This is a genomic window from Mangrovimonas sp. ST2L15 (assembly GCF_001280515.1).
In the GTDB taxonomy this organism is placed as follows: Bacteria; Bacteroidota; Bacteroidia; order Flavobacteriales; family Flavobacteriaceae; genus Mangrovimonas; species Mangrovimonas futianensis.
Genome location: NZ_LBIQ01000028.1, coordinates 196,973 through 223,752 on the forward strand (window position 1 = coordinate 196,973; position 26,780 = coordinate 223,752).

The 26,780-nt window shown below is 37.0% G+C and carries 23 protein-coding genes and 1 riboswitch; of the genes, 2 read left to right on the plus strand and 21 right to left on the minus strand.

The features are described 5' to 3' along the window. Positions 1 to 72: 72 nt before the first annotated feature. The 10 genes from ZA07_RS03270 to ZA07_RS03315 form a co-directional block, all read right to left on the minus strand. Positions 73 to 1,293, minus strand: a complete 1,221-nt coding sequence (locus tag ZA07_RS03270; protein ID WP_053970301.1) for a 3-phosphoshikimate 1-carboxyvinyltransferase — start codon at positions 1,291 to 1,293, stop codon at positions 73 to 75. A gap of 45 nt (positions 1,294 to 1,338) precedes the next feature. Then, on the minus strand, positions 1,339 to 1,665 hold the full coding sequence (locus tag ZA07_RS03275) for a nucleotide pyrophosphohydrolase (protein ID WP_053970397.1): 327 nt from the start codon (positions 1,663 to 1,665) through the stop codon (positions 1,339 to 1,341). 1 nt (position 1,666) lies between these two features. Further along, entirely contained in the window at positions 1,667 to 3,697 is a 2,031-nt protein-coding gene (locus ZA07_RS03280) for a transglutaminase-like domain-containing protein (protein WP_053970302.1), read from the minus strand. A gap of 3 nt (positions 3,698 to 3,700) precedes the next feature. Next, positions 3,701 to 5,608, minus strand: a complete 1,908-nt coding sequence (locus ZA07_RS03285; RefSeq protein ID WP_082316501.1) for a DUF3857 domain-containing protein — start codon at positions 5,606 to 5,608, stop codon at positions 3,701 to 3,703. Between the two features lie 47 nt (positions 5,609 to 5,655). After that, the gene (dtd, locus tag ZA07_RS03290; RefSeq protein WP_053970303.1) at positions 5,656 to 6,108 is read right to left on the minus strand and encodes a D-aminoacyl-tRNA deacylase; all 453 of its coding nucleotides are present in this window, start codon (positions 6,106 to 6,108) and stop codon (positions 5,656 to 5,658) included. 3 nt (positions 6,109 to 6,111) lie between these two features. Beyond that, positions 6,112 to 7,062 (minus strand): ribosome small subunit-dependent GTPase A, encoded by a 951-nt coding sequence (gene rsgA, locus ZA07_RS03295; RefSeq protein WP_053970304.1) that lies wholly within the window; start codon positions 7,060 to 7,062, stop codon positions 6,112 to 6,114. A 93-nt stretch (positions 7,063 to 7,155) separates the two neighbouring features. Then, positions 7,156 to 8,238, minus strand: coding sequence for a bifunctional 3-deoxy-7-phosphoheptulonate synthase/chorismate mutase type II (locus ZA07_RS03300; RefSeq protein ID WP_053970305.1), 1,083 nt, complete (start codon positions 8,236 to 8,238; stop codon positions 7,156 to 7,158). A gap of 3 nt (positions 8,239 to 8,241) precedes the next feature. Next, entirely contained in the window at positions 8,242 to 9,099 is an 858-nt protein-coding gene (locus tag ZA07_RS03305) for a prephenate dehydrogenase (RefSeq protein ID WP_053970399.1), read from the minus strand. A gap of 8 nt (positions 9,100 to 9,107) precedes the next feature. Continuing rightward, positions 9,108 to 10,253: a pyridoxal phosphate-dependent aminotransferase gene (locus ZA07_RS03310; protein ID WP_053970306.1), complete on the minus strand. Its 1,146-nt coding sequence runs from the start codon at positions 10,251 to 10,253 to the stop codon at positions 9,108 to 9,110. Next, positions 10,250 to 11,095, minus strand: a complete 846-nt coding sequence (locus ZA07_RS03315; protein ID WP_053970307.1) for a prephenate dehydratase — start codon at positions 11,093 to 11,095, stop codon at positions 10,250 to 10,252. Before ZA07_RS03315 ends, ZA07_RS03310 begins: the two co-directional genes overlap by 4 nt. A 300-nt stretch (positions 11,096 to 11,395) precedes the next feature. On the opposite strand from ZA07_RS03315, the gene gldA reads away from it, so the two are divergent. Continuing rightward, positions 11,396 to 12,292: a gliding motility-associated ABC transporter ATP-binding subunit GldA gene (gldA, locus tag ZA07_RS03320; RefSeq protein WP_053970308.1), complete on the plus strand. Its 897-nt coding sequence runs from the start codon at positions 11,396 to 11,398 to the stop codon at positions 12,290 to 12,292. 3 nt (positions 12,293 to 12,295) lie between these two features. Then, positions 12,296 to 13,138, plus strand: a complete 843-nt coding sequence (locus tag ZA07_RS03325; RefSeq protein ID WP_053970309.1) for a hypothetical protein — start codon at positions 12,296 to 12,298, stop codon at positions 13,136 to 13,138. Positions 13,139 to 13,585: 447 nt separating this feature from the next. On the opposite strand, the gene ZA07_RS03335 is transcribed toward ZA07_RS03325, so the two are convergent. From ZA07_RS03335 to ZA07_RS03385, 11 genes are all read right to left on the minus strand, one after another. Continuing rightward, the gene (locus ZA07_RS03335; RefSeq protein WP_053970311.1) at positions 13,586 to 14,332 is read right to left on the minus strand and encodes a head GIN domain-containing protein; all 747 of its coding nucleotides are present in this window, start codon (positions 14,330 to 14,332) and stop codon (positions 13,586 to 13,588) included. 1 nt (position 14,333) lies between these two features. Next, positions 14,334 to 15,425 carry an acyloxyacyl hydrolase gene (locus ZA07_RS03340; RefSeq protein ID WP_053970312.1) on the minus strand — a complete coding sequence of 364 codons (1,092 nt, stop codon included), beginning with the start codon at positions 15,423 to 15,425 and terminating at the stop codon, positions 14,334 to 14,336. Between the two features lie 33 nt (positions 15,426 to 15,458). Continuing rightward, positions 15,459 to 16,412, minus strand: a complete 954-nt coding sequence (gene metF, locus ZA07_RS03345) for a methylenetetrahydrofolate reductase [NAD(P)H] (RefSeq protein ID WP_053970313.1) — start codon at positions 16,410 to 16,412, stop codon at positions 15,459 to 15,461. A 188-nt stretch (positions 16,413 to 16,600) separates the two neighbouring features. Next, entirely contained in the window at positions 16,601 to 19,267 is a 2,667-nt protein-coding gene (metH, locus tag ZA07_RS03350) for a methionine synthase (protein ID WP_231628620.1), read from the minus strand. 29 nt (positions 19,268 to 19,296) lie between these two features. After that, complete coding sequence (locus ZA07_RS03355) at positions 19,297 to 20,298, minus strand: homocysteine S-methyltransferase family protein (RefSeq protein WP_053970315.1); 1,002 nt, start codon at positions 20,296 to 20,298, stop codon at positions 19,297 to 19,299. A 47-nt stretch (positions 20,299 to 20,345) separates the two neighbouring features. Further along, positions 20,346 to 20,452: riboswitch (SAM riboswitch) on the minus strand. Positions 20,453 to 20,507: 55 nt separating this feature from the next. Then, complete coding sequence (gene cysM / locus ZA07_RS03360) at positions 20,508 to 21,398, minus strand: cysteine synthase CysM (protein ID WP_053970316.1); 891 nt, start codon at positions 21,396 to 21,398, stop codon at positions 20,508 to 20,510. Next, a complete protein-coding gene (gene epsC, locus ZA07_RS03365; RefSeq protein ID WP_053970317.1) occupies positions 21,388 to 22,125 on the minus strand; it encodes a serine O-acetyltransferase EpsC in 738 nt (245 codons plus the stop codon). The genes cysM and epsC overlap by 11 nt, the downstream gene beginning before the upstream one ends. Before the next feature lie 125 nt (positions 22,126 to 22,250). Next, positions 22,251 to 23,300, minus strand: coding sequence for an NAD(P)/FAD-dependent oxidoreductase (locus ZA07_RS03370; protein WP_053970318.1), 1,050 nt, complete (start codon positions 23,298 to 23,300; stop codon positions 22,251 to 22,253). Positions 23,301 to 23,313: 13 nt separating this feature from the next. Further along, positions 23,314 to 23,889, minus strand: a complete 576-nt coding sequence (locus tag ZA07_RS03375; RefSeq protein ID WP_053970319.1) for a bifunctional precorrin-2 dehydrogenase/sirohydrochlorin ferrochelatase — start codon at positions 23,887 to 23,889, stop codon at positions 23,314 to 23,316. Positions 23,890 to 23,902: 13 nt separating this feature from the next. Beyond that, positions 23,903 to 24,688: a uroporphyrinogen-III C-methyltransferase gene (cobA, locus tag ZA07_RS03380; RefSeq protein WP_053970320.1), complete on the minus strand. Its 786-nt coding sequence runs from the start codon at positions 24,686 to 24,688 to the stop codon at positions 23,903 to 23,905. Next, positions 24,675 to 26,780 (minus strand): HEPN domain-containing protein, encoded by a 2,106-nt coding sequence (locus ZA07_RS03385; RefSeq protein ID WP_053970321.1) that lies wholly within the window; start codon positions 26,778 to 26,780, stop codon positions 24,675 to 24,677. The genes cobA and ZA07_RS03385 overlap by 14 nt, the downstream gene beginning before the upstream one ends.

Here is a 26,780-nt window from a genome sequence, read left to right on the forward strand (position 1 = left end):
TAAGCTTTATCTTACGTAAAGGGTGCAAATATACAATCTCAAACAAGGGGTTGTCAAGTATTTGACCAATTATTATTTGGAAAGGGCAACACCAATGACCTCAAGATCATCCCAAAAGGCTTTATAAGACTTGGTTACCACCATGGCATCCTTAATTTTCAAAGTTGTTTTTAACGCCAAAGGAGCAAATGCCATAGCCATTCTATGGTCATGATAGGTCTCTATTTCTATATTTGAATTTAAGGAAGTAGAGCTTTCCAAATGCAAGCTTTTATCTGTAATTGAAACAATGCCTCCCAATTTTTTAATCTCGGTCTTTAAAGCTTCCAACCGATCAGTTTCCTTTATTTTTAAAGTATGTAACCCTACCAAATCACACTTAATTCCCAAACCCAAACAGGTTACGGCAATAGTCTGTGCGATATCGGGACAGGTAACCAAATCAAAATGCTTTTCATCTAAATTGATTTCAACTTTTTCAAGAACTATGGAATCTTCTAGAAAGGTAGTTTGCACGCCGAATTCCTTATAAATATTGGCTAAGATAGAATCTCCTTGAAGACTGCTCTCTTTATAACTACTCAATGTTATTTGGGTACCAATATCACTTAAAGCAACAAAACTGTAAAAATAGGATGCCGAAGACCAATCGGATTCCACCGCAATCGTTTTGGGGGTCATCTGACCCTTTGGATACACTTTAATAGTTTGATTTTCAAAATGACCCTTAACCCCAATTTGATGAAGCAGTTGAAGGGTCATTTTTATATAAGGTATAGAAGTAATCTGACCATGCAAAGTAATTTCTAAACCTTGATCCAAACTTGGAGCCACCAACATAAGAGCCGAAATATACTGGCTACTTACATTAGCTGGTAGTGATATTTTTGATTTGATTAAATGAGATCCTGTAATTTTCAAGGGAGGGCATCCTTCATTTTCCAAATAATCAATTTGAGCCCCTAAATCACGAAGTGCATCCACTAATATTTGGATGGGTCGCTCCTTCATGCGATCTGACCCAGTTAAGGTAATGGTTCTTCCTTCCTGACTTGCAAAATAAGCGGTCAAAAACCGCATCGCAGTCCCTGCATGATGGATATCTATCACATCAGATTTGCTGTTAAGAGCCTTTTGCATCACTTCCGAATCATCAGAATCTGAAAGATTTGTAATACTTAATGCTGGATAAATGGCCTTAAGCAATAGAAGCCTATTAGACTCACTCTTAGATCCGCTAATCGTGATGTTTGATGCTTTCTTAAGTTGGGATGGATTGAGGGTGATTGTCATTATTTGAATATTAGCCTCAAAGATATTGAGGTAAAACAAGAAAAACTATTTCAATTTATTATTATTATGATGTCTATCGTGATCTCGTTTGGTTTTCTTGTCCATCTTTTTATCAAATGCTGCTTGCAGGTCAATTCCCGTTTGGTTGGCCAAACATAAAACCACAAAGACCACATCGGCTAATTCCTCACCCAAATCCTTCTCCTTATCACTCTCCTTTTCACTCTGCTCCCCATAACGTCGGGCTATAATTCTGGCAACCTCCCCTACCTCTTCAGTCAGTTGCGCCATGTTTGTCAATTCATTGAAATAACGAACACCGTGTTCTTTAATCCAATCATCAACCTCTTTTTGTGCATGTTTGATATCCATGTTATACTTTTTTGAGAACAACTTTTTCATTTTCCTTATCTACCATTTCTTGAAAAAAGGTCTTGATAGATTTATAATAATTGGCAGGAATCAAGGATGAATTAATATCTGACTCCATCATTAATTGAACAGATGAATTAGCACCTTCTGTAATTTTAAACTTAAAGGTACCTAAATTATCTGGAAGCGAAAAAGCCACTGGTTCTGGGATACTCTCAACTTCATAACCTTCAGGAATTACCACATTAATCATATATTTACTTCCTGATGGGTAACCAAAGTCAATAGGAAATTCCCTTTTTTCTAATTTAAAAGGATTCTCTAAATCTCGCATAAAAAACAAAGGAGAAAAATAAATTTTATCGCCTATTACTTCGGCCTGTGACTCCTTAGTAAAGGAATAGGTTTCCATAACCGGCTTGCTAAAATCTAAATCATTTGCAACATTAAATTCTTCTATTTCCATACCTCCATAGGTATTCTCTTTAGACTGAATGAATGATTCCTGCTCTGAACCTATGTATTTCTCTCTATATTTAAGAGCATTGTGATTTGAAAATACCGTTCTAATAGAGCCATTAATAGATCCTTGTTCATCAAGAGTTACCATCGCTGAGACTGTATTTTTAGCCTTAATTGAAGGGTATAAATTTACAGTAGTTGAAGATCCATCATTCCTTATAACTCTCCCCTCCCAGTTTAAGGTTCTTGTAGGTAACACATTGGGCGTACTAAACTTGCTGGTGGCATCCAATAAAACAAAACCATTATCACTCTTCACACTGGCAATTACATAATTGTAACCGTCTATAGTTGGGAATAAAGGGATTCCATTTGATCGTGTACTTACTAATACAGGGTAAGATTCCAAGCCCGCATAACGCATCATAGAGGTTAACATCAAATTAATTTCAGCCACATTTCCACTTCTTTCTTTGTAGGCTCTTTTAACTCCATTATCCGTTAATTTTCCATAATACCCATTCCAAGACATGTGATTTCTTACATACCCAAAAATCAAGGCGATTTTTTCCAGATCATTTGTGGCAGATTCCAAAAGTTGATCTATATGGTCATCATAATAACCAGACTTATTAAGCTCACTTCCAAAAGAATCATTTTTATAAATTGTTTTAACAACATCTTCCCAGGTCGTGGAATAATTTGTCACGGTCGATTGTGGAAATTGTGTATAAGACAATTCAAACTTCACTGTAGAACGATAATTATCAATATTGCCAACGTAGGGCTCATCTCTTAAAGCTGGAATATCCTTTAAGTTAAAACTATATTTATTTGTTCTAAAGTCCACATCACTTCTGCTAGTGGTGCCCGTTCCCGAATAGGCACCATAAGAATTTCCATACTGAGCCTTTGATGCGAAGGTGATTTTCTCATTCCCGGTTTCCAAATTAGGCGAGATTGGCAAATAGCCTCTAGCATTAATTTTATAGTTGAAATATTCTGGGGATTTGAAACTGGCTTCCAAATTCATAATTGGTATGTCCGTCTGTAGAACAAAGTCATCAACATTACTCAAAAATGGAGACTCCACACGATATTTTATATCTATTACAGAACCTACAGAAATATTTGGCATGGTTATTTTTACATGATCTCTATATTTAGAAACTTCCTCTTCAAAAATACCATCATTCTTTAATTTGATTTCTTCCAACTTTCCACCAACCAAATTATAGGTGTAAGCTTTTAAACCACTATAAGATTCACTATCACTTCTTGAATCACTTTTATAAAGACTTATTATTTGAGTGGCGTGATCAAAGCCATCTGCATCGTAAATTTTTATACGCTCAAATATTTCAGTAATTAAATGAAAGCCCTTATTCTCAGTGTAATTAATATAGGACCTCCTAGATTTGTACAAATAAGCTGCATTGGCACTAGAATCTATGGGACATTTTTTTTGGCTCACTTCTTCTTTGCTCACCTTTCCAAATCGAAAATCTTGAGCAAAAGCTGAACAAGTAATTAGTAAAAAAAATAGGAGTAGGTTAGTTGTGTTTTTCATTTTTTAGGATTTATTTTTTAAGATGATTTTTGCATTGTCTTGTTTGGAAACTTCAACCAAAAAATCTCTGAATTCTTGATATTCTTCTTTTGTATAAGCCCCCTTATTTAGCTTGAAAGTTCTACGATATAAAATATTTCCCTCATCATTCTCAGATACCGAAATTCGATACCATCCATATTTTGACTTTAACTCAAAATCGTTAAACAGTCCCTCTACGACTAAATCATCTCCTAAATGAATTTCTGTTTCATCTTCATCCACAAATCCTCTTTCTACTTCAAAAGGCAGGTTTCTTTCCTTATATTTTGGTGGCACATTGGAATACCTATTAAAAAGGTTAGGATTAATTAAAATATCCTTTCCTGCTTGCATTCCATAGTTACTTAAACTCAAATCAATTTGTTCTAAAAACATAATAGAATCCTTGTCATTCTCAAATTGTGTTTTATCAATTCTCAAACTATTCAAATAACTCCAATATCTCTTTTTGTAATACAGTTCTTGATCTCTTTTTGTTGAAGTCTCAAGAAAATAATGCTCCCCATACTGAGAGCCAAATGATCTAATTAATACGTTGGCATGAACGGTTCCATCATTTGATAATTCTACTTTTGATTTTGTAGTTTGTAAATTATCTTCATCCAGATATTTCCGGGTGTGTACAATTTTGCCCCCTTCTGGTGTTACTACAAGGGCATCTCTATCATCTGTGAAATTAGCATTATAACCAAACGGAGCTGTTTGACTAGTACATTCTAACCAAATGTAATCATCCTCATGTGGGATAGTAAGAATCATATGGTTCCCTTGCACTGCTGAAAATTCTGAATCAAAATTCTGAAGTTCATCACTTCCGTATATCAATGTGTGATAAGAAGTAACACCTACCTCATTTAACAAAGCCTTGGTATAGTTGGTCAAACCTTTACAATCTCCATAACCCAGTCTATCCACATCTTCTGCATACATGGGCTTCCAACCTCCAATACCCACTTGAACACTTATATATCGTGTTTTCTTTTGAACATACTCATAAACAATTTTAGCCTTTTCCAACTCGGTGGAAGCAGTCTCTGTAAGCGACTTAATTTCAGCTTTTACAGTTTCGGGCAAAACTTGTGTATCAAAAAGCAACTTATCATTGTACCATTGGCCAAATGTTTTCCAGTCATAATTAACGCCTCTCACTCCTTCCATATCAAAATCAATCAAAGCTGCTTTTAATCTTGGAGCGTAAACATAAAAATTAGGGGAATATGCCTCTGGCTTTAAAGCTTGCAGATGGGATGCCTTAAAGTGAAAGTCAGATAATTTTTCAATACCAAATGGCTCAAAATTAGTTGTCTTAACTTTAAGTTCGACCCCCGAACTATTCTGAATTTTATACTCGGCTTCTTCAGTACTCACATAAAACCCTTCTATGGGTCTCCAACCTGGCAAAAAGGCTGTCGAACGGTATTCAACAACAGATTCAATTTTTACTGTGTACGGATAAGCAATAGGTGTATATCTCAAATACTTAACTCTATTGTCGGCATATAATGTACCATTACTTACGGCACTTTGATCTTCAAAATCCTTCTTTTTGAATTTATTGATTTCCTTTCCAAGACTGTTATAAATTCGCACTTCCAAGCTTTTAATATTGGTATTTTCATCATAGAAAAAAACGGCTCCAATATCATCATCTCCCTTTTTATTTAAAACCGTGACGATTCGAGTGTTTGTATGGACAAATCGATTGTAAGAAGTAATATCAATTAAAATATCATCCTGCCTAACAACCGCATTGGCACTTTCTGTTAGTTCTTTAGGTAATGTTAAGGATGTAAATTTTGATTGGTCTTGAGATTGAGAATAAAAGGGTAATACCAGTAATAAAACCAGTTGAAATAAATTTGGGCGCATTCCTAAAATTTTTGGAATGTAAATTTATGAAATTTTTAAGATTTTTTTCACACTTTTTCCTTCGTATCTATGATAATAGTCACAGGTCCATCATTAATTAAATCCACCTTCATATCGGCACCAAACTCACCTGTTTGAACAGAATCTCCTAATTCCTTCTCAAAAGAATCTATAAATGAATGATATAACGGAATGGCAACATCTGGTTTGGCCGCATAGATATAACTTGGTCTGTTTCCTTTTTTTGTACTGGCATGCAGTGTAAATTGACTAACAACTATGGCCTTCCCGGAAACATCCAAAATGGATTTGTTCATGACCCCTTCAGAATCAGGAAAAATTCGAAGATTTGCAATTTTTTTGGAAAGCCAATTAATATCCTCCTGAGTATCATCTTCAACAATACCTAATAGAATCATTAACCCAGTTTCTATTTGCGCTACTTTTTTATGATCAATAGTTACGCCGGCCTGAGATACTCTTTGAATAACTGCCTTCATGAACTATTCTTGATCATAATTATCGGTTCGGTAATGTTCCTCTTCTCCTTCTAAAATTTGAAGGTAACTTCGATACCTTGAGAAAGCTAATTCATCTTTATCCAAGGCTTCCTTAACGGCACATTTGGGTTCATCTACATGAATGCAGTTGTTGAACTTACAGTATTGTTTTAATTCAAAAAACTCTGGAAAATAATCGCCAACTTCTTCCTTGTCCATATCGACCACGCCAAATCCTTTGATTCCTGGTGTGTCAATAATTTGCGCATCAAAGCTTAAGTCAAACATTTCGGCAAAGGTAGTTGTATGTTGCCCTTGGGAATGCTGCATTGAAATTTCCTGAGTCTTTAAATCCAAATTGGGTTCAATGGCATTAATCAATGTGGATTTACCAACACCTGAATGACCTGCAAACATACTAACCTTTCCTTCCATCAAACCTTTTACTTGGTCAATATTCTTACCGGTCTTAGCTGAAATCCCAATACATTCATATCCAATCTGCCTATATAAATGAGCCAAATACTTAACTTCCATTAAGGTATTCTCATCATACACGTCAATTTTATTGAAGAGTAAAATAGCCTTTATAGAATAAGCTTCTGCTGTGACCAAAAACCTATCAATAAAACTCGTGAAAGTTGGTGGATTATCAATGGTAACCAACAAAAATACCTGATCAACATTAGAAGCAATGATATGTGTTTGCTTCGATAGATTAACAGATTTTCTAACAATGTAATTTTTACGGTCATGAATGTGATGAATGACACCGGTCGTTTCATCATTCTTCGTTTCCAATTCAAAATCAACTACATCACCTACAGCAATTGGGTTGGTACTTTTAATACCTTGAATACGGAACTTACCTTTAATTCGGCATCGATATTCAACACCCAAATCAGTCTTGACCGTATACCAACTACCAGTAGATTTATAAACCGTTCCTGTCATGAGTCAAATTTAGGGCAAAATATGGATTTAACAGCCCTATTATCTTGTTTTAAGCCCTTAATTTAAATGCCCCTAAGTAAGAAGGGGCATCTTTTATTTATTAATAACTTTTTCTTGATGGTTGATAGATTCTTGATGAATCGCTTTAAACATTTTCAAAATAAACTCCTCACTAAGTCCTTTGTCTTCTCCTTCCAAAACCATTTTCCCTAAAATTTCATTCCATCGCTTGGTTTGAAGCACCGCTACATTTTTTTGCTTTTTTAATTGGCCTATGCCATCAGAGACTTTCATTCGCCTTCCCAAAAGATCGATTAATTGGTTATCTAAAACATCAATTTGAGCCCTAAGGTTGTTCAATTGATTAGAGTATTCAGCTTCAGGATCTGTTTCCTTTCTCACCTTCAAATCTTTCATAATCTGAACCAGTGCTTTGGGCGTTACTTGTTGTGCAGCATCACTCCAAGCATTATCGGGATCAAAATGGGTTTCAATCATCAACCCATCAAAATTAAGATCTAAAGCTGTTTGGGATACATCAAAAATCATATCGCGTTTACCAGTGATATGAGACGGGTCATTTATCAATGGTAAGTCTGGGAACTTGGTTTGTAACTCAATCGCCAACTGCCACTCTGGGTTATTTCTATACTTCGTTTTTTCATAAGTTGAGAAACCTCTGTGAATGACACCCAGATTTTTAATATTTGAGGCATACAACCGTTCAATGGCCCCAAGCCACAATGGCAAATCTGGGTTCACTGGGTTTTTGACCAATACTATTTTATCGGTTCCCCTAAGCGCATCAGCAATATCCTGTACAATAAACGGACTAACAGTGGAGCGAGCACCTATCCAAAGCAGATCAATATCATGCTCTAAGGCTAATTCCACATGGTTTCTATTGGCAACTTCTGTAGCCGTTTTTAGACCAGTCTCTTTTTTTACCTTTTGCAACCATTTTAAGCCAAGTGCACCTACTCCCTCAAAATTACCTGGCCTGGTTCTTGGCTTCCAAATACCTGCCCGATAGTAATTAACATCTGTATCTTTTAAATCATGTGCTATTTTCAATACTTGCTCTTCAGTCTCTGCGCTACATGGTCCAGCAATTACCAATGGATGTGGTAATTCCATGGCGTCCAACCACCCTCTCAATTCTTTCTTGTTTTCCATATTCTATTTTTTTTCTAACCCGTTTAAAATGTCTTTTATGTGATTTGTATTTTCCATTTCATTGAAAATCTCGTCATAATTATCTGACTCCAGAAAATCCTTAAAACTCACCAAATTGTGTATATATTCATTTAATGTTTCAACAACATTCTCTTTATTCTGTTTAAATATAGGTGTCCACATAGCAGGCGAACTTTTTGCTAACCTTACCGTTGAAGCAAATCCACTACCTGCCAAATCAAAAATGTCTTTCTCATTTTTTTCCTTTTCAATAACAGTTTTACCCAGCATGAATGCACTTATGTGTGACAAATGCGATACATAAGCGATGTGTTTGTCATGTGCTTCAGGATTCATGTAGCGAATACGCATACCCATAATTTGAAAAATATTCAAGGCCAACTCCTGAAGTTTAAAAGCTGTTTTCTCAACCTCACAAATGATGTTTGTTTTTCCATGAAACAAGCCTTCAAGAGCAGCACTAGGACCAGAAAATTCGGTTCCTGCAATGGGATGGGTTGCCAAAAAATTTCGCCGTTTTGGATGATTTGCAACCGCTTTACAAATATCTGCTTTTGTACTCCCTGATTCCATAACCAAGGCATCATCATGAATTAGATCTAGGACCTGGGGCAGCAAATCTACCGAGGCATCAACTGGTATACTTACAATTACAAAATCAGCTTCTTGAACATCGGTCAACTGAGCCTTTTTATCAATAATACCCAGGTTTAGAGCTTCATCCAAATGATCAGGATTTTTATCAATCCCATAAATGACCATCTCCGGATTCATTCGCTTGACATCCTTTGCTATACTTCCACCAATTAGACCAACTCCAATGATATATAAGTTTTTTATCATCTTTTTTATTTTACTCTAGCTATTGCTTCTTCTATGACATCTGTAGGTGAGCATAGTGAAAACCTGACGTAACCTTCACCATTACTTCCAAATATGGTTCCCGGAGGAATGAAAATATGATTTTCCTTTAACAATAGATCTATAAATTCTTCTGATTTGACTCCTTCTGGCAATCTAGCCCAAACAAACATACCTACAGCCTTTCTATCAAAGGTACAGTTAAGCGCTTCTGCCAATTCCCACATCAATTCCCGGCGTTCCCTATAAACATCATTTAAGCTAACATACCACATCTTTGAACACTTCAATGCTTCTATAGCTCCTTTCTGAATGCCATAAAACATGCCAGAATCCATATTGCTTTTTACTTTTAAAACATGGGACAATCTTTCTGAATTCCCCATAAGCATACCCACACGCCAACCAGCCATATTGAAGGTTTTACTGATGGAATTCATTTCCAAACACACCTCTTTTGCTCCCGGAATCTCTAGGATACTTCTTGGATTCTCATTCAAAATAAAACTATACGGATTATCATTAACCAACAAGATATTGTGTCTTTTTGCAAAGGCTACCAATCTGATCAAGACAGCTTCTGAAGCTACTGCTCCAGTTGGCATATTTGGATAGTTAATCCACATAATCTTCACCTTGCTCAAATCCCGTTCTTCCAATTTTTCGATATCTGGAATCCATCCGTTTTCTTCTGTTAAGTCATAAAAAACAGGAACAGCTTCAACCAATTTAGTTACCGAAGCATAAGTAGGGTACCCTGGATTTGGAATTAACACCTCATCCCCTTCATTTAAAAAAGCCATGGATATATGCATGATCCCTTCCTTACTCCCCATAAGCGGCAATACTTCGGTAGTTGGACTCAAATACACATTGAATTGATCTCTATAAAAAGACACCATGGCCTCCCTTAATTCAGGCAATCCCTGATAACTCTGATATTTATGGGCATTGGAGTGGGACAAACTCTCAACCAAAGTAGAAATCACCTTGGTTGGCGGTGCTAAATCGGGGCTCCCTATCCCTAAATTAATAATGGGCTTACCACTTGCCATTAACACATTAACCTCCCTTAATTTTTTAGAGAAGTAGTATTCTTCTACCGTTTGAAGTCTCTTAGCTACTTCAATCATATCTTTGCATTTTTATATTCTCCCAACACTTTAAACTCTTCTGCCATGATTTCAATGAGTGCTTTTGCCTTTTTGAAATCGGTTATTTTATCAAAGGTCACATCAACAAAAAAGGCATATTTCCACGGTGTATTGATCTTTGGCAAGGATTGAATTTTGGTTAAATTCAACCTACAATCACTCATCACATTTAAAACTGCAGCTAGACTGCCTCTTTTATGCTCCAATTCAAACCGTATGGAAGCTTTATTGATGTCTGCTTCTGGTACCAAGGAATTTTGTTTTTTAACCACCACAAAACGCGTTTCATTATGCTTGATGGTTTGAATGCTTTCTGCTAAAATTTCCAAATCAAACAATTCAGCAGCTAATTTGCTGGCAATCGCAGCAACGTGTTTCAATCCCTTTTCACGAATTCTTTGAGCTACCTCAGCCGTATCCTTATCTTCAATCAACTTAATATGCGGATATTGTTTAAAGAATTCCTTACACTGAAGAAGCGCCATAGGGTGAGAATACACCTCATGAATATCTTGCAGTTGCTGCCCTGGAAGTGCCATTAACTGATGTTGCACATCTAAATAATATTCCCCCACAATATGAAGGTTATGATTATCCAACAAGGCATAATTAGGAATAATCGAACCAGCGATGGAGTTTTCAATAGCCATAATCACAGCATCTGTTATACCATCCATAAGGCTTTGAACTACCCCATCAAAAGTAAGACACTCCTCAACATGCACCTCCCTACCAAAATAATCTTCTGCAACAATATGATGAAAGGAACCTTTCACTCCTTGAATGGCTACCGATCTAATGGTCTCTACCGTATTTATCATTTCCTTAATTACTTAAATCTTTAATTGACATCAAAAAAAAAGTCTCGATTAAAATCGAGACTTTTTATAGAATTTATCTTTTTGCAAATTACACATACAAAGTCTCGTTCCTTTCGCTAAAAAAGAAATAAAACCAGTTAAAATATGTATTTGCGCTTATTGTGTTCATAATCTGTTTGCTAAAGTAAATAATAAATTCAAAAAACAAAATCTTTTTAGAAGTAATTAGCATTTCCTTATAATTAAGGTATGTAGAGATAGGTAATTATATTATTTTTGAAAGTAAAATCGACTTTTACTATGTCTATTGAAGTTTCAAATATCACAAAAATATATGGTGAACAAAAAGCCCTAAATGCAATTTCATTTAAGGTCTCCAAACCTGAAATCGTTGGCTTTTTAGGTCCTAATGGCGCAGGCAAATCAACTATGATGAAGATTCTCACCACCTATTTGGAACCTTCTGAAGGACATGCCAAAGTTAACGGCTTCGATTTAGGTAGTGAAAAACAACAAGTCCAACAAAGCGTTGGTTATCTACCTGAGCATAACCCATTGTACTTGGAACAATATGTCAAGGAATATTTAGCCTTTAATGCCGGAGTTTATGGGGTTAAAAAATCGAGAGTGGAAGAAGTTATCGAACTTACGGGATTAACACCAGAGGCCCACAAAAAAATCGGACAACTATCTAAGGGATATAGACAACGTGTGGGATTGGCAAATGCGCTACTACATGATCCTGATGTTTTAATTTTGGATGAACCTACCACGGGACTAGACCCCAATCAATTGGTAGACATCAGACATTTGATTAAAACCATCGGCGAAACTAAAACGGTATTTCTTTCCACCCATATCATGCAAGAAGTGGAGGCGATGTGTGACCGAGTTATTATAATCAACAAGGGAGAAATTGTTGCTGATAAAACCTTAAAAGAATTAAGAGGCGGACAGGAACAAGTGGTCATCGTAGAATTTGACTACCGAGTAGAGGATGCTTTTCTTTTAAAACTCCCCAAGGTAAAACAAGTAATCAACACCCATGATTTTGTTTATGAGATTACTTTTTCTACTTCTGAAGACATGCGTTCCCATGTGTTTGATTTTGCCCATGACAACCAACTTAAAATCCTGCAATTAAACCAGAAAAATGAAAGTCTGGAGAGTTTGTTCAGGGAGCTGACTAAAAAATAGACCATGAATTTTTTATTTCGTTTATTATTGTTGGCAATCTCCTTATCGAGTTTAAATCTTGCCCATTCTCAAATTGCAATTGACGCTTACAGTAAGGAAATTAAAGCCTTACAAACGGAAGAAGCTATCGATGCCTATTGGAAGCATTTAGAGAATCTAGATCAAAAAGTCCTATTGAATTCCGGTAATATTAGGCAACACGATTCGATTTCTTTGAGTCTTTTAACCCGTACAGCTTTATTGTTTGAAATTCACGGTCCCAAATCATACAAACCGAACAATACGGTTCCACTTTTAAATATTGCCCACAATTGGAACGGGGAAGCGCTATTAGCCTTTTGGCCTATTATTCTGGAATGTAAAAAAACTGGAGGCGTTATAAATGTATTTGGTGGCACCTATCCTGCCTATGAACTTGAAGCCATTTCTTTGGCCTTTTACAGGTATTCCTTATCCAATCAAGAGAATAAGTATGACGCTTTAATGAAGCAAATAAAAGTTAAAGAAGACAAACCTATAAGCAAAAAGTTAGTTGAAATTTATAACAAAGACCTCAAATTGTATCAGTTGAGGGAAAAGGAAGTAAATGGAAAATGGTTTATTCAGAGTTTCAAGGACAGCAAAGAAGCCGAGACTTTTGAATTTGTTACAATGTCAAACGGGTTATTATATGTTAAAACGGGTGAAAGAATTCAAAAATTAAATCTCATAGATACCCGGGGAAAATCTAAGCTATTTAGAATCGAAAATGAACCTTTCGGATGGGTTTATGAATTAACAAATGATGGTTATTTAAGTTTGAAAGACGAGCAGGGAACTGCTTTGATAAACTACACTAAAGTCTAATTAAATAGATAAATGAAAGCTTGGAAAGTTTGTTTAGATACCACACAAAGTAATTGCCATAAATTTTATGAATGATATTTTTCAAGCCGTTTATAAATCGTTGAAATTTCTTTCAAAGGTTTCTGGGTTTACATATCATGAAGTCAATATCATTATCTATTATATATTAACACCCTTTATTTTGGTTTACTTTTTAGGCAAAGTTGTTTCTAATAAGAAATTGGTTTATATATACCTTTTGATAATCTTTTTAATTCTATTAATCATTCCGGACTTTGAAGCGTTCTCAACCAAACTTTTTAATTATTCTGTAGACTTTTTGAACTGGTTTAAAATTTTAGGGTTGAATTATGTTCAGGCATCAGTCGTTATTTGTGTTCTTTTGCCTTTTATGCTACTGATCTTTTTAATATTAAAGAACAAAAGAAATCCAAAAACAAACTCTCATTAGTCAAAAATCAAAGCTCCAGTATAAAACTGCTCTACATCCACAACTGTAGGTTGGCTCACTGAAATCAAATCTCCAGGTCCGCGAAGTTCTCCCGTTAACTGTTGTTGGGGATTCACAACCATATCATTACTTCCCCGATGATAGACATCCACATTTTGTGCAATCAAGTTAGCCCCTTCAAACCTCCCTGCTCCTGAAAAGAAGCGAACCGACAAATTCTCAACCGAGCCAGACACATACACAAAAGACATGTTGTTGGTAATGACACTTAGCTGTTGCATGTTCGCAACTTGCAATCTAAAGTCTCCTGTTGTAAAAGTCCCGGGAGCATTGAAATCTTCAGAAATCAAGGTTAATTGATCATACTCCAAAACACCTTCTGAAGAAATGTCATATTGTGTGGAACTTCTAATTTCAGATACATTTGGCGCTTGAACATAGACTTTGGTCAAGGCGTAATCCCTAACAAAATTACATGTATTGTTATCTGTAATTTGCAATTGCTCTCCAATAACCTCAGCCGTAATATCATTCATGAGATTCTCACCACTTTCTATAGTAACTAAAAACTCCGGACCTTGTTTTATGATAAGTTCGACATCTCTATTTACCAAAATAGTTTCAAAAGCCGTAACAGGAACTTCCTTTTGAATGGTATTACCCGCCTTTTGAAAACAATCGTTCGCGTCTTCACTATTGCAAGCAAAGACCAATATTAACATGATGTAAAATATTCTCTTCATATTACAACCTAACACCAATTCCAAATTCCACAGCCTCAGCTTTAGCACCGTGAGACTTTAAAGTTAATGCGCCAAACACTCTCTTTCCAAAATAGCGCTTTAAACCAACCCTAAAGTAAGTTCGTCCTTCAAAATCATAAGGATAATAAACATAATAGCCCACTTGGGTCAAGATAGAGGTCTTATTGATAAATAGTTCGTGACCAGCAAATAAACCAACACGTTTCCAATCTTCATTTCCTGAAACACCTTCTTCTGGAAATGCCACAGACTGATAATAGATGAGCTCTTCTAAAAACTTTGCAAAAAACAAATCAGCTCCCAATTGAACAGCACTTTTATGGCTCAACCGCTTATCGGCATAACCTGAAACAACAAAAAATGGAAACTGACCACTATCAATGACATCACTTTCATTAATCCCCCCTCTTAAAACCACATTGAATTTGATGGGTTCCGTAAATTTTTCTTTGGTTAAACTATATTGATATTCTGGATCTTCTTCCTCCAAATTATAGGTGACTCCCAAATTAATCGCGATGGTATTAACACTTGTATTGGGAGCTCTTACATTAGCATTTGAATAGTGCAACAAACTCAATCCAGCTTGAATACCAAATCGATCAAATAACCGCTCTTTTCGGTAATTAAGCATCAAGTAAGTACTGCTTAGGATATGTGTCCCAAAAGCAATATTTTTTGGATTTTCATACTTGTCATACGGATTGGTATTATAGGCCAAACCTTGACCGACCCGCAACATCAAATGCCTTTTTAAAAAATAAAAATTGTAGTGGGCATATACCGAATAACTGGTGCCCAACACATCATTCTTTAAATTCTGATAGGCAAATGACACCCCATAATCGGGATAATTATAACGTTGCTCCCAATCTTGAAAGCCAAAGGTTCTTTTGTTCCAACTAAAAATAAACCCTTCGGGATGCCCTTGAATGAGGCCTAGAATATCATTGTTGTGTAGTGCGATATTCCCCTTAAAGTAATTCAATTCAAAGTTATTGGTGTACTGTTGCTCCTGAGCATAAAAAGCCATAGAAGCCAAACACAAAATCACCGTGAAAAAATATTTCATAAAGAGGATTATGCGGCAAAAATAGCAGAATATTTAAAACAATTCTGATGCAATAGCCTTAATGTTGTCACTTTTTCCCATGGAATAATAATGCAGCACGGGCACACCAGCTTCCAACAATTCTTTGGATTGATTGATACACCATTCAATACCAACCTGCCTGACGTCTTTATTATCCTTACAGTTCTCTACAGCATCTATAAGTTCTTGAGGCAAATCAATTTTAAAAACCTGTGGAAGCACCTGCAAATGACGCTTTACGGCAATAGGTTTTATCCCCGGAATAATAGGCACATCAATTCCTGCAAGTTTGGCCGCCTCCACAAATTCAAAGTATTTTTTATTATCAAAAAACATTTGTGTAACCACATAATCAGCTCCGGCTTCCACCTTTTGTTTTAGCCGTTTTAAATCTGATTGCAATGAAGGAGCTTCAATATGTTTTTCTGGATAACCTGCCACTCCGATACAAAAATCTGCCTTATCACTCGCTTCAATAACATCATGAAGGTAATGCCCTTTATTTAGATTTTGGATTTGTTCTACCAAATCAGTAGCATAGGTATGACCGCCCTTAGTGGGTTCGAAGTATTTTTGGTGACTCATAGCATCACCTCGAAGTGCCATAACATTTTCAATTCCCAGATAATGACAATCTACTAGCAAATACTCGGTTTCTTCTTTAGTGAAACCACCACACAACACATGCGGTACGGTATCCACATCATATTTATGTTGAAGCGAAGCACAAATACCTACCGTTCCAGGACGCATTCTCGTTATTTTGCGGTCTAGTAACCCATCTTTTTCTATATAGACATATTGTTCCCGGGATGTAGTGACATCAATAAAAGGAGGCTTGAACTCCATTAATGGGTCAATGTTGTTATATAATTCCTGAATGTTGCTACCCTTGGTAGGCGGAATGATTTCGAAAGAAAATAAGGTTTTGCCTTTAGCTTGTTTAATATGTTCGGTTACCTTCATAATGCGTCATAGCCAAACCCAATCTAAGTCGTTAGGTAAGCCATCAACAAGGAAACTGCAGTCATTAAAACTAACTGAACAGCAAAGCGTATTTCTAATCTGAATTTACTCATGATTTTTCCTTTTTTTGACTATACGAACTTAGCTTATAATTTGGATTTCTATTTTAATTTAATTCTATTTAATGGTTAAGTTTCTGCCAAGTTTGGATTAAGCCATTTCCTGGCTTCATCCTCATTTATCTGTCTTCTTTTGGCATAATCCTTTAACTGATCTGTTGTAATTTTCCCCAAACCAAAATACTTGGCTTCTGGATTTCCAAAATAATATCCACTTACACTGGCTGCAGGCCACATGGCTAAGCTTTCAGTAAGTTTTACACCTATGTTTTCTTCAACACGTAACAGATTCCAAATGGTATGTTTCTCCAAATGGTCTGGACATGCTGGATAACCAGGTGCTGGACGAATCCCTTTATAGGCTTCGGAAATCAATTCTTCGTTGGATAAGGTTTCTTCAGAAGCATAACCCCAAAATTTAGTTCTTACCTCTTGATGTAAATATTCGGCAAAGGCTTCTGCAAGTCTATCTGCCAAAGCTTTGATCATAATAGCATTGTAATCATCGTGATTTTTCTCAAAATCTTTGGCCAATTCCTCAGTCCCAAATCCTGCGGTTACACAAAAGGCACCCATATAATCTGATTTTCCCTCCGCTTTTGGAGCTACAAAATCTGCCAAAGCAAAATTAGGAACCCCTTCCCGTTTCTTAAGTTGTTGACGTAAAGTCAAGAATGTTTCCAATACATTTCCTTGCTCATCATACAACTCAATGTCATCATCATTGATGCTATTTGCAGAAAACAATCCGAAGACCGCTTTAGCTTTTAATAGCTTTTCATCAAACACTTTTTGAAGTAAAATTTTAGCATCAGAAAAAAGCTCAGAGGCCTGTTTACCAACCACACCATCGGTTAAAATATCAGGGTACTTTCCATGCAAATCCCAACTTCTAAAAAATGGGCTCCAATCAATGTAATCCTCTAATAAGGTGATATCAAGCGACTCTAAAACTTGAACTCCCAATTGATTAGGTTTTACAAGTTCTGAGGAACTCCAATCTATTTGAAATTTATTTTCTCTTGCGGCTTCAATTGAAATGTATTCCTTTTGTTTTCCTCGCTTTAAAAATTGCTCACGGAATTTCTCATACTCTTCCCTAATTTGATCTTTATAAACACGGCTGTCCTTTTGCAAGAGATTCCCAACCACGGTTACTGCTCGGGACGCATCATTGACATGCACGACTGTATTCGAGTAATTCGGCGCTATCTTCACTGCGGAATGTGCTCTAGAGGTGGTGGCTCCTCCTATCATCAAAGGAATATTGAAATTTTGCTTTTCCATTTCCTGAGACACATAAACCATCTCGTCTAAGGACGGAGTAATCAACCCACTTAAACCGATGACATCTACATTCTCCTTTTTAGCAATTTCAATAATTTTTTCTGGGGGTACCATAACCCCTAAATCCACTATTTCATAATTGTTACATCCCAAAACCACACTAACGATGTTCTTCCCAATATCATGGACATCCCCTTTTACAGTGGCCATAAGAATTTTTCCATTTGATCTTTGGGCATCACTTTTTTCAGCCTCAATAAAAGGTTGTAGATAAGCAACCGCCTTTTTCATCACTCTTGCCGACTTAACAACCTGTGGCAAGAACATTTTCCCACTACCGAACAAATCACCAACCACATTCATCCCTGCCATCAAATGACCTTCAATGACTTCAATAGGACGTTCCACTGATTGTCGCGCTTCTTCCACATCTTCCACAATAAAGGCATCTATTCCTTTTACCAATGCATGGGTTATTCGATCTTGCAACGGGTCATTTCTCCACTCTTGGGTTTTAACCTCACCCTCCTTTTTTTGATCCTTTACTGTCTCGGCAAAATCCAATAAACGCTCTGTCGCATCATCCCGTCTATCAAACAGTACATCCTCAACATGCTCTAAAAGGTCCTTTGGAATTTCATCATAAACTTCCAACATGGTTGGGTTAACAATACCCAAATTCATCCCATGTTGAATGGCATGGTATAAAAAAGCGGCATTGATAGCTTCACGAACAACATTATTCCCTCTAAAGGAAAAAGACACATTACTAACTCCTCCAGAAACATTTGCATATGGAAGGTTTTCTCTAATCCATTTGGTGGCATTGAAAAAATCCAAAGCATTCAACCGGTGCTCATCCATTCCTGTTGCAACGGGAAAAATATTGGGATCGAAGATGATATCCTCTGGCGGAAAATTCACCTGATTCACCAATATGTCATAGGACCTTTTGCAAATATCAATTCGGCGTTGATAGGTATCTGCCTGACCTTCTTCATCAAATGCCATTACAATGACAGCAGCACCATAGCGCTTGATCAACTTAGCATGATGGATAAAGGTGTCCTCACCTTCTTTAAGACTAATGGAATTCACCACCGATTTTCCTTGAACCACTTGTAATCCTGCCTCGATAATTTCCCATTTGGAACTATCAATCATCACTGGCACTCTTGCAATATCTGGTTCTGATGCAATTAGATTTAGGAAGGTCACCATAGCTTGTTTGCCATCCAACATACCTTCATCCATATTTACATCAATAATCTGTGCACCTCCTTCCACTTGATCTCTAGCAACATCCAAAGCTTCGGTATAATTTTCTTCTTTAATCAACCGAAGAAATTTTCGGGAGCCAGTAACATTGGTTCGCTCTCCTACATTAATAAAATTACTTTCAGGGGTCACAATGAGTGGCTCCAACCCCGAAAGTTTTAAATATTTCATTTTATTTTTAGACATAATATTCCCTTTCATTAAACAGCTGCCCCAATACTTCTAGGTTCATATTTGGCAGCAACCTCAACAATAGCCTTTATATGTTCTGGTGTTGTTCCGCAACAACCACCAATAATATTAATTAAACCATCCTTTAAATAGGATTCTATCAAAACTTGCATCTCTTTGGCTGACTGGTCATATTCCCCAAATGCATTTGGTAATCCCGCGTTAGGATGTGCTGAAACCATAAAATCCGTGGCATGAGACAATCTTTGAAGATACGGTTTTAATTGATCGGCTCCCAAAGCACAATTGAATCCGACACTTAATAAAGGCACATGGGAAATGGAGGTTAAAAATGCTTCAACCGTTTGCCCTGAGAGGGTTCTTCCTGAAGCATCTGTAATAGTTCCTGATACCATAACTGGAATATCAATCTGGCGTTCTTCCTTTACTTCTTCTATAGCAAAAAGTGCAGCCTTTGCGTTTAGGGTATCAAAAATAGTTTCTACTAAAAGGATATCAACACCCCCATCGATTAAGGCTTCTACCTGTTCTTTATAGGCTATTCGAAGTTCTTCAAAAGTGATGGCTCTAAATTCTGGTCTATTTACATCAGGAGATAAACTAGCCGTCCTATTTGTTGGCCCAATACTTCCAGCAACAAAACGAGGCTTGTCTGGATTTTCTGCTGTAAACTTATCGGCCACTTCCTTTGCAATCCTAGCTGATTCATAATTCAGATCATAAACCAAATCTTCCATATGATAATCGGCCATCCCCACCGTTGTACTTGAAAACGTATTGGTTTCAACAATATCAGCTCCCGCTTCAAAATACTTAGCGTGTACTTCGGCAATTGCATTGGGTTGGGTCAAAGACAGTAAATCGTTATTACCTTTTAAAGGATATGGAAACTCTTTAAATCGTTCTCCACGGAAATCTTCTTCAGTAAATTTATAGCGTTGCAACATGGTTCCCATGGCACCATCTAAAACCAAAATTCGATTTTGTAACGCTTGTTTGAGTTTTGACATTTTAATATATATTTAAATGTCATCAGGAAAGGAGTGGAATTTACTCGGGGTTATCTGTCTCTAAAAAATCAGAGTAGAATTTAGCACCTTCTTTAAGAATAAAGGGTTGCTAAGGCTTCAACGGGTCTAGTCCCTCTGCCTTTCGTGATAACATCATTACATTTTAGAACTGCGGCAAAATAACGCAATAAAAATGGGATAACCAATTTTTATTCAAACAAATCAGAAGACAAATACCTATCTCCAATATCACAAATAATAGCCACAATCACCCCTGAATCAATACGTTCTGCTACTTTTAAGGCAGAGGCAACCGCCCCTCCACTACTCATACCAGCAAATACGCCTTCTTCTTTAGCTAACTTTTTAGCTGTTTCCTTTGCATCATCCTCACTGACCTCTATGACTTGATCGACCTTTTCCCTTTTAAATATTTTGGGCAAATAAGCCTCTGGCCACTTTCTAATCCCTGGAATTTTTGCTCCGTCCTTGGGTTGCGCTCCTACAATTTGTATGAGCGGATTTTGTTCCTTTAAATAGGTTGACACCCCCATGATCGTCCCAGTCGTTCCCATCGCAGAAACAAAATGGGTAACTTCCCCATGAGTGTCGTTCCAAATTTCTGGACCCGTTGATTTGTAATGTGCTTTCCAGTTATCGTCATTAGCAAATTGATTTAACATGAAATACCCCTTTTCTTCATGAAGTTTCTCCGCCAAGTCACGAGACCCTTCGATTCCCTCATCTGCAGGAGTTAAAATAAGTTCCGCTCCATAAGCTCTCATTGTCTTAATCCGTTCTTCGGTAGAGTTTTCTGGCATAATTAAAACCATATTCACGCCTAACAACTTAGCAATAAATGCCAATGCAATTCCCGTATTTCCACTGGTGGCCTCTACAAGCGTATCACCAGGTTTTATGTCTCCTCTTATTAATGCTTCAGAAATCATGTTGAAAGCAGCGCGGTCCTTGACACTACCGCCTGGATTCTTCCCTTCTAATTTCAAAAACAATCGGACACCTTCCTTCTGGAGTATGTTTTGAACCTCCACCATGGGTGTATTTCCAATTAAATCGGTAATAGATTGACTATTTATCATGCCTTTTTGTACTAATTTTTATTTCAGATTGATAGGTCACCAAGGAATTTGGGGGTACTGATTGTGTAATCCATACATTCGCACCAATGGTGCTATTGGCTCCAATAACGATATCACCACCCAAGATAGTGGCATTGGCATATATAGTTACATTGTCTTCAATGGTAGGATGTCTTTTTATTTGCGCTAAATCCTTTTTCACCGATAAACCTCCTAATGTAACACCTTGGTAAATTTTCACTTGGCTTTTAATAATGGCCGTTTCGCCAATAACGATACCCGTTCCGTGGTCAATAAAAAAGGATTCTCCAATGGTAGCTCCCGGGTGGATATCAATACCCGTTTTCCCGTGGATGTACTCACTCATCATTCTAGCAACAATGGGCAAGCCCAAATGTAAGATTTCATGACTCACCCTATGAACAGCAATGGCATGAAACCCTGGATAAGCCAAATATATTTCTTGAAGCCCTACACAAGCGGGATCATTTTTTTCAGTTGCCAAAGCATCCAAGTGAATGGCACATTTGATTTGTGGCAATTTCCCTAAAAATTGCTCCCAGACGGATTCTAGATTTTCATGTTGGAATTCAGAAGCAATAACAAAAAATTGCTCTTTCAGGTTTCCTAGCTCCTTTTGAAATGACTCCTCCTCATCAAATAAAGCGTAAAATAACTCCCTAGTAAAGGTTTTTACATTTTCCTTGATTCTTAAATTTATTTGCATGGATGGCTTTTATCGGTTGAATGTATAAATTTACTATACACGATTCATAAATCTTCTTAATACTTCCATAAAAAAAAGCTCCCTTTTGAACTAAATCAACAGGGAGCCAAACCAACTAAAAAAACTTAATCAATGGCTTGAACCACTGCTTTTGGGGCTTCCTTTCTACTTCCGTCAAAACCATCCACGCCACTTACTGTTGTATATTTTAGGACATATTTTTTTCCTGGATTGATAATTTTATAAGCCGACTGACACATTAAAGTGGCCTCATGGAATCCACATAGAATCAATTTTAACTTTCCTTCATAGGTGTTGACATCTCCAATGGCAAATACGCCAGGAATGTTTGTTTGATAATCCAACGTATCTACCTTGATAGCATTTTTTTCAATCTCCAGACCCCAATTAGCTATAGGGCCTAACTTTGGTGAAAGTCCAAATAGTGGGATGAAATGATCTGCCTCCAAGACGTACTCCTCCCCTTCTTTAGTGATGGTCAATCCTTCAACATGTTCAGCACCATGAATAGCCGTTACTTCTGCAGGTGTTATTAAATTTATTTTCCCTAATAATTTTAGTTCCTTCACCTTTTCTACAGAATCCAAAGCCCCTCTAAACTCATTTCTTCTATGAAATAGGGTTACCTCTTCAGCAATATCTGCAAGGAAAATACTCCAATCTAAAGCAGAATCACCTCCGCCCGAAATGACGACTTTCTTACCTCTATATATTTCTGGATTCTTAATAAAATAATCAACCCCTTTTTCTTCATAAAAGGCTAAATTATCCATCAATGGCTTTCTAGGTTCAAAACTACCAAGCCCTCCTGCAATGGCGACAATTGGGGCGTGGTGCTTGGTCCCCTTATTGGTGGTTACAATAAAAGAGTCATCTTCCAATTTCTCAATAGTTTCAGCACGTTCACCTAAAGTGAATCCGGGTTCAAACTGCTTTCCTTGTTCCAATAAATTTTTGGTCAAGTCTCCAGCTAATATTTCTGGAAAACCGGGAATATCGTAAATAGGTTTTTTAGGATAAATCTCAGAACACTGCCCACCTGGTTGAGGCAATGCATCTATTAAATGACATTTCAATTTCAACAATCCAGCTTCAAACACGGTAAATAGTCCCGTAGGTCCTGCTCCAATAATCAGGATGTCAGTTTTAATCATAACAAGGTTTTGTTTATTCTATTAATCTTTTAGTGAATTCGTTCAAGGCACTAACTTTATAGGCAAAGTCGCCTTTTAGCGTTTGTCGGTACCTGTTTAAGTTCTGCACCAGGTCATCAATATTTTCGGGAAGTACTTCCTCAAAAAACTGTCGTAATCTTTTGGCAGTAGTGGGAGATTTCCCATTGGTTGAAATGGCTATTTTCACATGGCCTTTGGTCACAATACCTCCCAAATAAAAATCACATAATTCTGGAGTGTCTGCTACGTTAACCAATAAATTTCTTGCTTTGGTATCATCATGAATTTGTTTGTTGACCAAGAATTTATCTGTTGCGGCAATCACCATATCCACATCGGTTAAAAAAGCGTCGTCATAAGCCATATGTATCAGCTGAACATCAAACTTCTCAGCCAATTCCTTCACTTCCTTTTTAAACTGAATAGCCAACATGGTTACCTTAGCGTTCGGGCTTGATTTTAATAAAAAGGTTAATTTTTCCAATGCCACATTTCCTCCTCCTACAATCAATGTATGAAGCACATGCATTTTTAAAAATACAGGGTATAAATTATTTCTCTCTTTCATAAATCCTCGCTTATTATGCTACATTTTGATTGGCGTTTAAGTGAATTTGGTTTGCCAAAGAATTCAACTTAGATCTTTGACTCACTACTTCACCAACTACAATAATAGCAGGGTTTGACAATGATTTCTCTCTAACAATGTCTTCAATGGTTTTCACAGTTCCTACCCCAAACTTTTCTTCTGGGGTGGTTCCATTTTGAATAATAGCCACAGGAACATCCTGTTTCCCAAAAGATGAAAACACCTCCATAATCTGGGTTAATTTTCCCATACCCATTAAAATTACTACAGTAGCTGTAGATTGAGCTGCCAGTAGGATATCATTAGACATTTCGTGTGACTTGGTGGTTCCTGTAATCACCCAAAAACTTTCGGAGCTACCACGCTTGGTCAATGGGATACCCTGATAGGCAGGAACAGCCAAAGCCGAAGTAATACCGGGAACTACATAAGATTCAACCCCAAACTTTTGAACATAATCAATCTCTTCTGATCCCCTGCCAAAAATAAAAGGGTCACCACCTTTCAAACGAACCACATGGCCTTTTTGAAAAGCCCTTTGCACAATCAATTCGTTAATTTGTTCTTGCTGATACCTGTAGCAACCTTTTCGCTTCCCAACATAAATAAGTTCGGCATTTTGAGAAGCATATTTTAGCAACTGCTTATTGATTAAGGCATCATACAAAATCACATTTGCAGATTCTATGGCCTTAATACCTTTCAAGGTTATCAATTCTTCATCTCCAGGTCCTGCACCAACAACTGTTAGCTTAGGTACTACATTAACTCGCTTCATAATTCAACTGGTTTTGTCTAAAGTTTTCTATGGTATTAAAAAAACTAATGGCATCCTCTGCGTAAGATTCTGCAAATTCCTTTGTAGGCTCTTGTCTCTTAATTTGATAAACCAAATCGGCAAAACTTTCCTTAGAAAGTTCCAATGCATTATTGGCTACAAATGTTTCATCAAACAATTGGATGATATTGGCTTGGGTATTGGTTTTGATATTTTCTGAAATCAATAAAGCTTTAGCACCATTTACAAACGACGTGTACGTATTATAGATAGCATCAGACCATTTTTGGTCTTCAAAAGAATCTTTTGCCAAATCCAATTTTTCCTTGGCTTCCAACATCAATGTTTGCACTAAATCAATCACCACACCAGCACATTCCCCAACACCGACAGCTTGAATATATTGCGTAGTATTCCCCCAATCAATAAAATCTGAATCGGTTAAATTTTCAGCATCAGACAAGGGCACCAAAAAATCATAAAAATACTTCTGTCCCTGTCTGTCATAGTAACTTAAAAAGTCTTCATCAAACTGGCTGTTTGCTTCAAAATCATCTAATATTTGTCTTAATGCCTCAGGACCTCTTTTAGATGGCAACTTGATAACCTTATCTGCGAAACGTCCTTCCCCATTTCCTAAAACGCCTCCTCCCAGCAATACTTGAACTGCTGGAGCAACTCTTCGGTCTTTGGTTCTGATGGACATGCCCTGAAAACCTATGTGAGCCATATTATGTTGCCCACAGGCATTCATACATCCACTAATTTTGATTGTGACGTCTTGATTACTCACAAATTGCGGATATTCTGCTTGCAACACCCGTTCCAACTCAAGAGCTAAACCGGTACTACTCGCGATTCCCAAATTACAGGTATCGGTACCAGGACATGCAGTGATATCGAGAGTGGAATTGAATCCCAAATCTGTAAATTCCAATTTTGATAATTCCTGAAAAAAGAAGGGCAATAATTCCTCCTTCACATGGCGTAACAAAATATTTTGTCTTAAAGTAAACCTCAATTCATTAGCTGCATACGTTTTGATAAGCGCAGCTAATTTTCTGGCTTTTTCAGTAGAAAAATCACCCAGCTTCACCTTAATCCCTATGGCAAACAATCCGCTTTGTTTCTGTGGAAGGACATTTAAGCGCTTCCAAGTTTCAAATGCTTCGGCATTATAATTTCGAACAATTGGAACCTCAACATTGGTAGTCTGTATATCTGAATCAAATTCAGACGTATCTATATCATAAGTTTGTACTGACAGCGCTTGAACCTCTTCATCAACCAAAGATACAAAGGCATTCAAACCTATATCCTTGACTAAGAACTTCATCCTCGCCTTCAATCTTTTGGCTCGCTCCCCATGTCTATCAAAAATTCTTAAAACACCTTCGGTTACTGGAATTAACTTGTTCTCTGGAAGAAACTCATAAAGCACATCAGCATGCCTTGGCTGGGAGCCCAGACCTCCACCCAAAAGCACTTTGAATCCTCGTTTGTTATCTTTAACCTTAGGAATAAACCCAAGATCATGAATATAACTTAGGGCTGTATCACTGCCTGAGGAAGAAAAGGACATTTTAAATTTCCTCCCCATTTCCTGACAAACCGGATTTCTTAAAAAATACTGAAACACAGCATGGGCATATGGCGACACATCAAATGGTTCCTCAGGATCAATCCCCGCAGTAGCACTTGCAGTGACATTCCTGACGGTATTACCACATGCTTCTCTCAAGGTCACATCATCCTGTTCCAATTGCGCCCACAATTCAGGGGTGCGCTCCAAACTTACATAGTGAATTTGAATGTCCTGACGGGTCGTAATATGCAACCTTCCTGTTGAAAATTCATCTGAAACATCTGCGATTCTCAGAAGTTGATCTCCCGTCACTTTCCCATACGGCAATTTGATCCTGATCATTTGAACCCCTTGCTGACGTTGTCCATAAACTCCTCTGGCTAAACGCAAACTTCTAAAGCGCTCCTCATCAATTCGACCTTCTTTAAAAAGGCGAATTTTTTTCTCTAACTCAATAATATCCCTCTCGACAATAGGATTTTCTATTTCGGTTCTAAAACTTTGCAT

Bases quoted from the DNA above. Each gene is read 5' to 3' on its own strand.
- ZA07_RS03270 (WP_053970301.1), bottom strand. From the start codon at position 1,293: ATGACAATCACCCTCAATCCATCCCAACTTAAGAAAGCATCAAACATC.
- ZA07_RS03275 (WP_053970397.1), bottom strand. From the start codon at position 1,665: ATGGATATCAAACATGCACAAAAAGAGGTTGATGATTGGATTAAAGAA.
- ZA07_RS03280 (WP_053970302.1), bottom strand. From the start codon at position 3,697: ATGAAAAACACAACTAACCTACTCCTATTTTTTTTACTAATTACTTGT.
- ZA07_RS03285 (WP_082316501.1), bottom strand. From the start codon at position 5,608: ATGCGCCCAAATTTATTTCAACTGGTTTTATTACTGGTATTACCCTTT.
- dtd (WP_053970303.1), bottom strand. From the start codon at position 6,108: ATGAAGGCAGTTATTCAAAGAGTATCTCAGGCCGGCGTAACTATTGAT.
- rsgA (WP_053970304.1), bottom strand. From the start codon at position 7,062: ATGACAGGAACGGTTTATAAATCTACTGGTAGTTGGTATACGGTCAAG.
- ZA07_RS03300 (WP_053970305.1), bottom strand. From the start codon at position 8,238: ATGGAAAACAAGAAAGAATTGAGAGGGTGGTTGGACGCCATGGAATTA.
- ZA07_RS03310 (WP_053970306.1), bottom strand. From the start codon at position 10,253: ATGATTGAAGTAGCTAAGAGACTTCAAACGGTAGAAGAATACTACTTC.
- ZA07_RS03315 (WP_053970307.1), bottom strand. From the start codon at position 11,095: ATGATAAATACGGTAGAGACCATTAGATCGGTAGCCATTCAAGGAGTG.
- gldA (WP_053970308.1), top strand. From the start codon at position 11,396: ATGTCTATTGAAGTTTCAAATATCACAAAAATATATGGTGAACAAAAA.
- ZA07_RS03325 (WP_053970309.1), top strand. From the start codon at position 12,296: ATGAATTTTTTATTTCGTTTATTATTGTTGGCAATCTCCTTATCGAGT.
- ZA07_RS03335 (WP_053970311.1), bottom strand. From the start codon at position 14,332: ATGAAGAGAATATTTTACATCATGTTAATATTGGTCTTTGCTTGCAAT.
- ZA07_RS03340 (WP_053970312.1), bottom strand. From the start codon at position 15,425: ATGAAATATTTTTTCACGGTGATTTTGTGTTTGGCTTCTATGGCTTTT.
- metF (WP_053970313.1), bottom strand. From the start codon at position 16,412: ATGAAGGTAACCGAACATATTAAACAAGCTAAAGGCAAAACCTTATTT.
- metH (WP_231628620.1), bottom strand. From the start codon at position 19,267: ATGAAATATTTAAAACTTTCGGGGTTGGAGCCACTCATTGTGACCCCT.
- ZA07_RS03355 (WP_053970315.1), bottom strand. From the start codon at position 20,298: ATGTCAAAACTCAAACAAGCGTTACAAAATCGAATTTTGGTTTTAGAT.
- cysM (WP_053970316.1), bottom strand. From the start codon at position 21,398: ATGATAAATAGTCAATCTATTACCGATTTAATTGGAAATACACCCATG.
- epsC (WP_053970317.1), bottom strand. From the start codon at position 22,125: ATGCAAATAAATTTAAGAATCAAGGAAAATGTAAAAACCTTTACTAGG.
- ZA07_RS03370 (WP_053970318.1), bottom strand. From the start codon at position 23,300: ATGATTAAAACTGACATCCTGATTATTGGAGCAGGACCTACGGGACTA.
- ZA07_RS03375 (WP_053970319.1), bottom strand. From the start codon at position 23,889: ATGAAAGAGAGAAATAATTTATACCCTGTATTTTTAAAAATGCATGTG.
- cobA (WP_053970320.1), bottom strand. From the start codon at position 24,688: ATGAAGCGAGTTAATGTAGTACCTAAGCTAACAGTTGTTGGTGCAGGA.
- ZA07_RS03385 (WP_053970321.1), bottom strand. From the start codon at position 26,780: ATGCAAAGTTTTAGAACCGAAATAGAAAATCCTATTGTCGAGAGGGAT.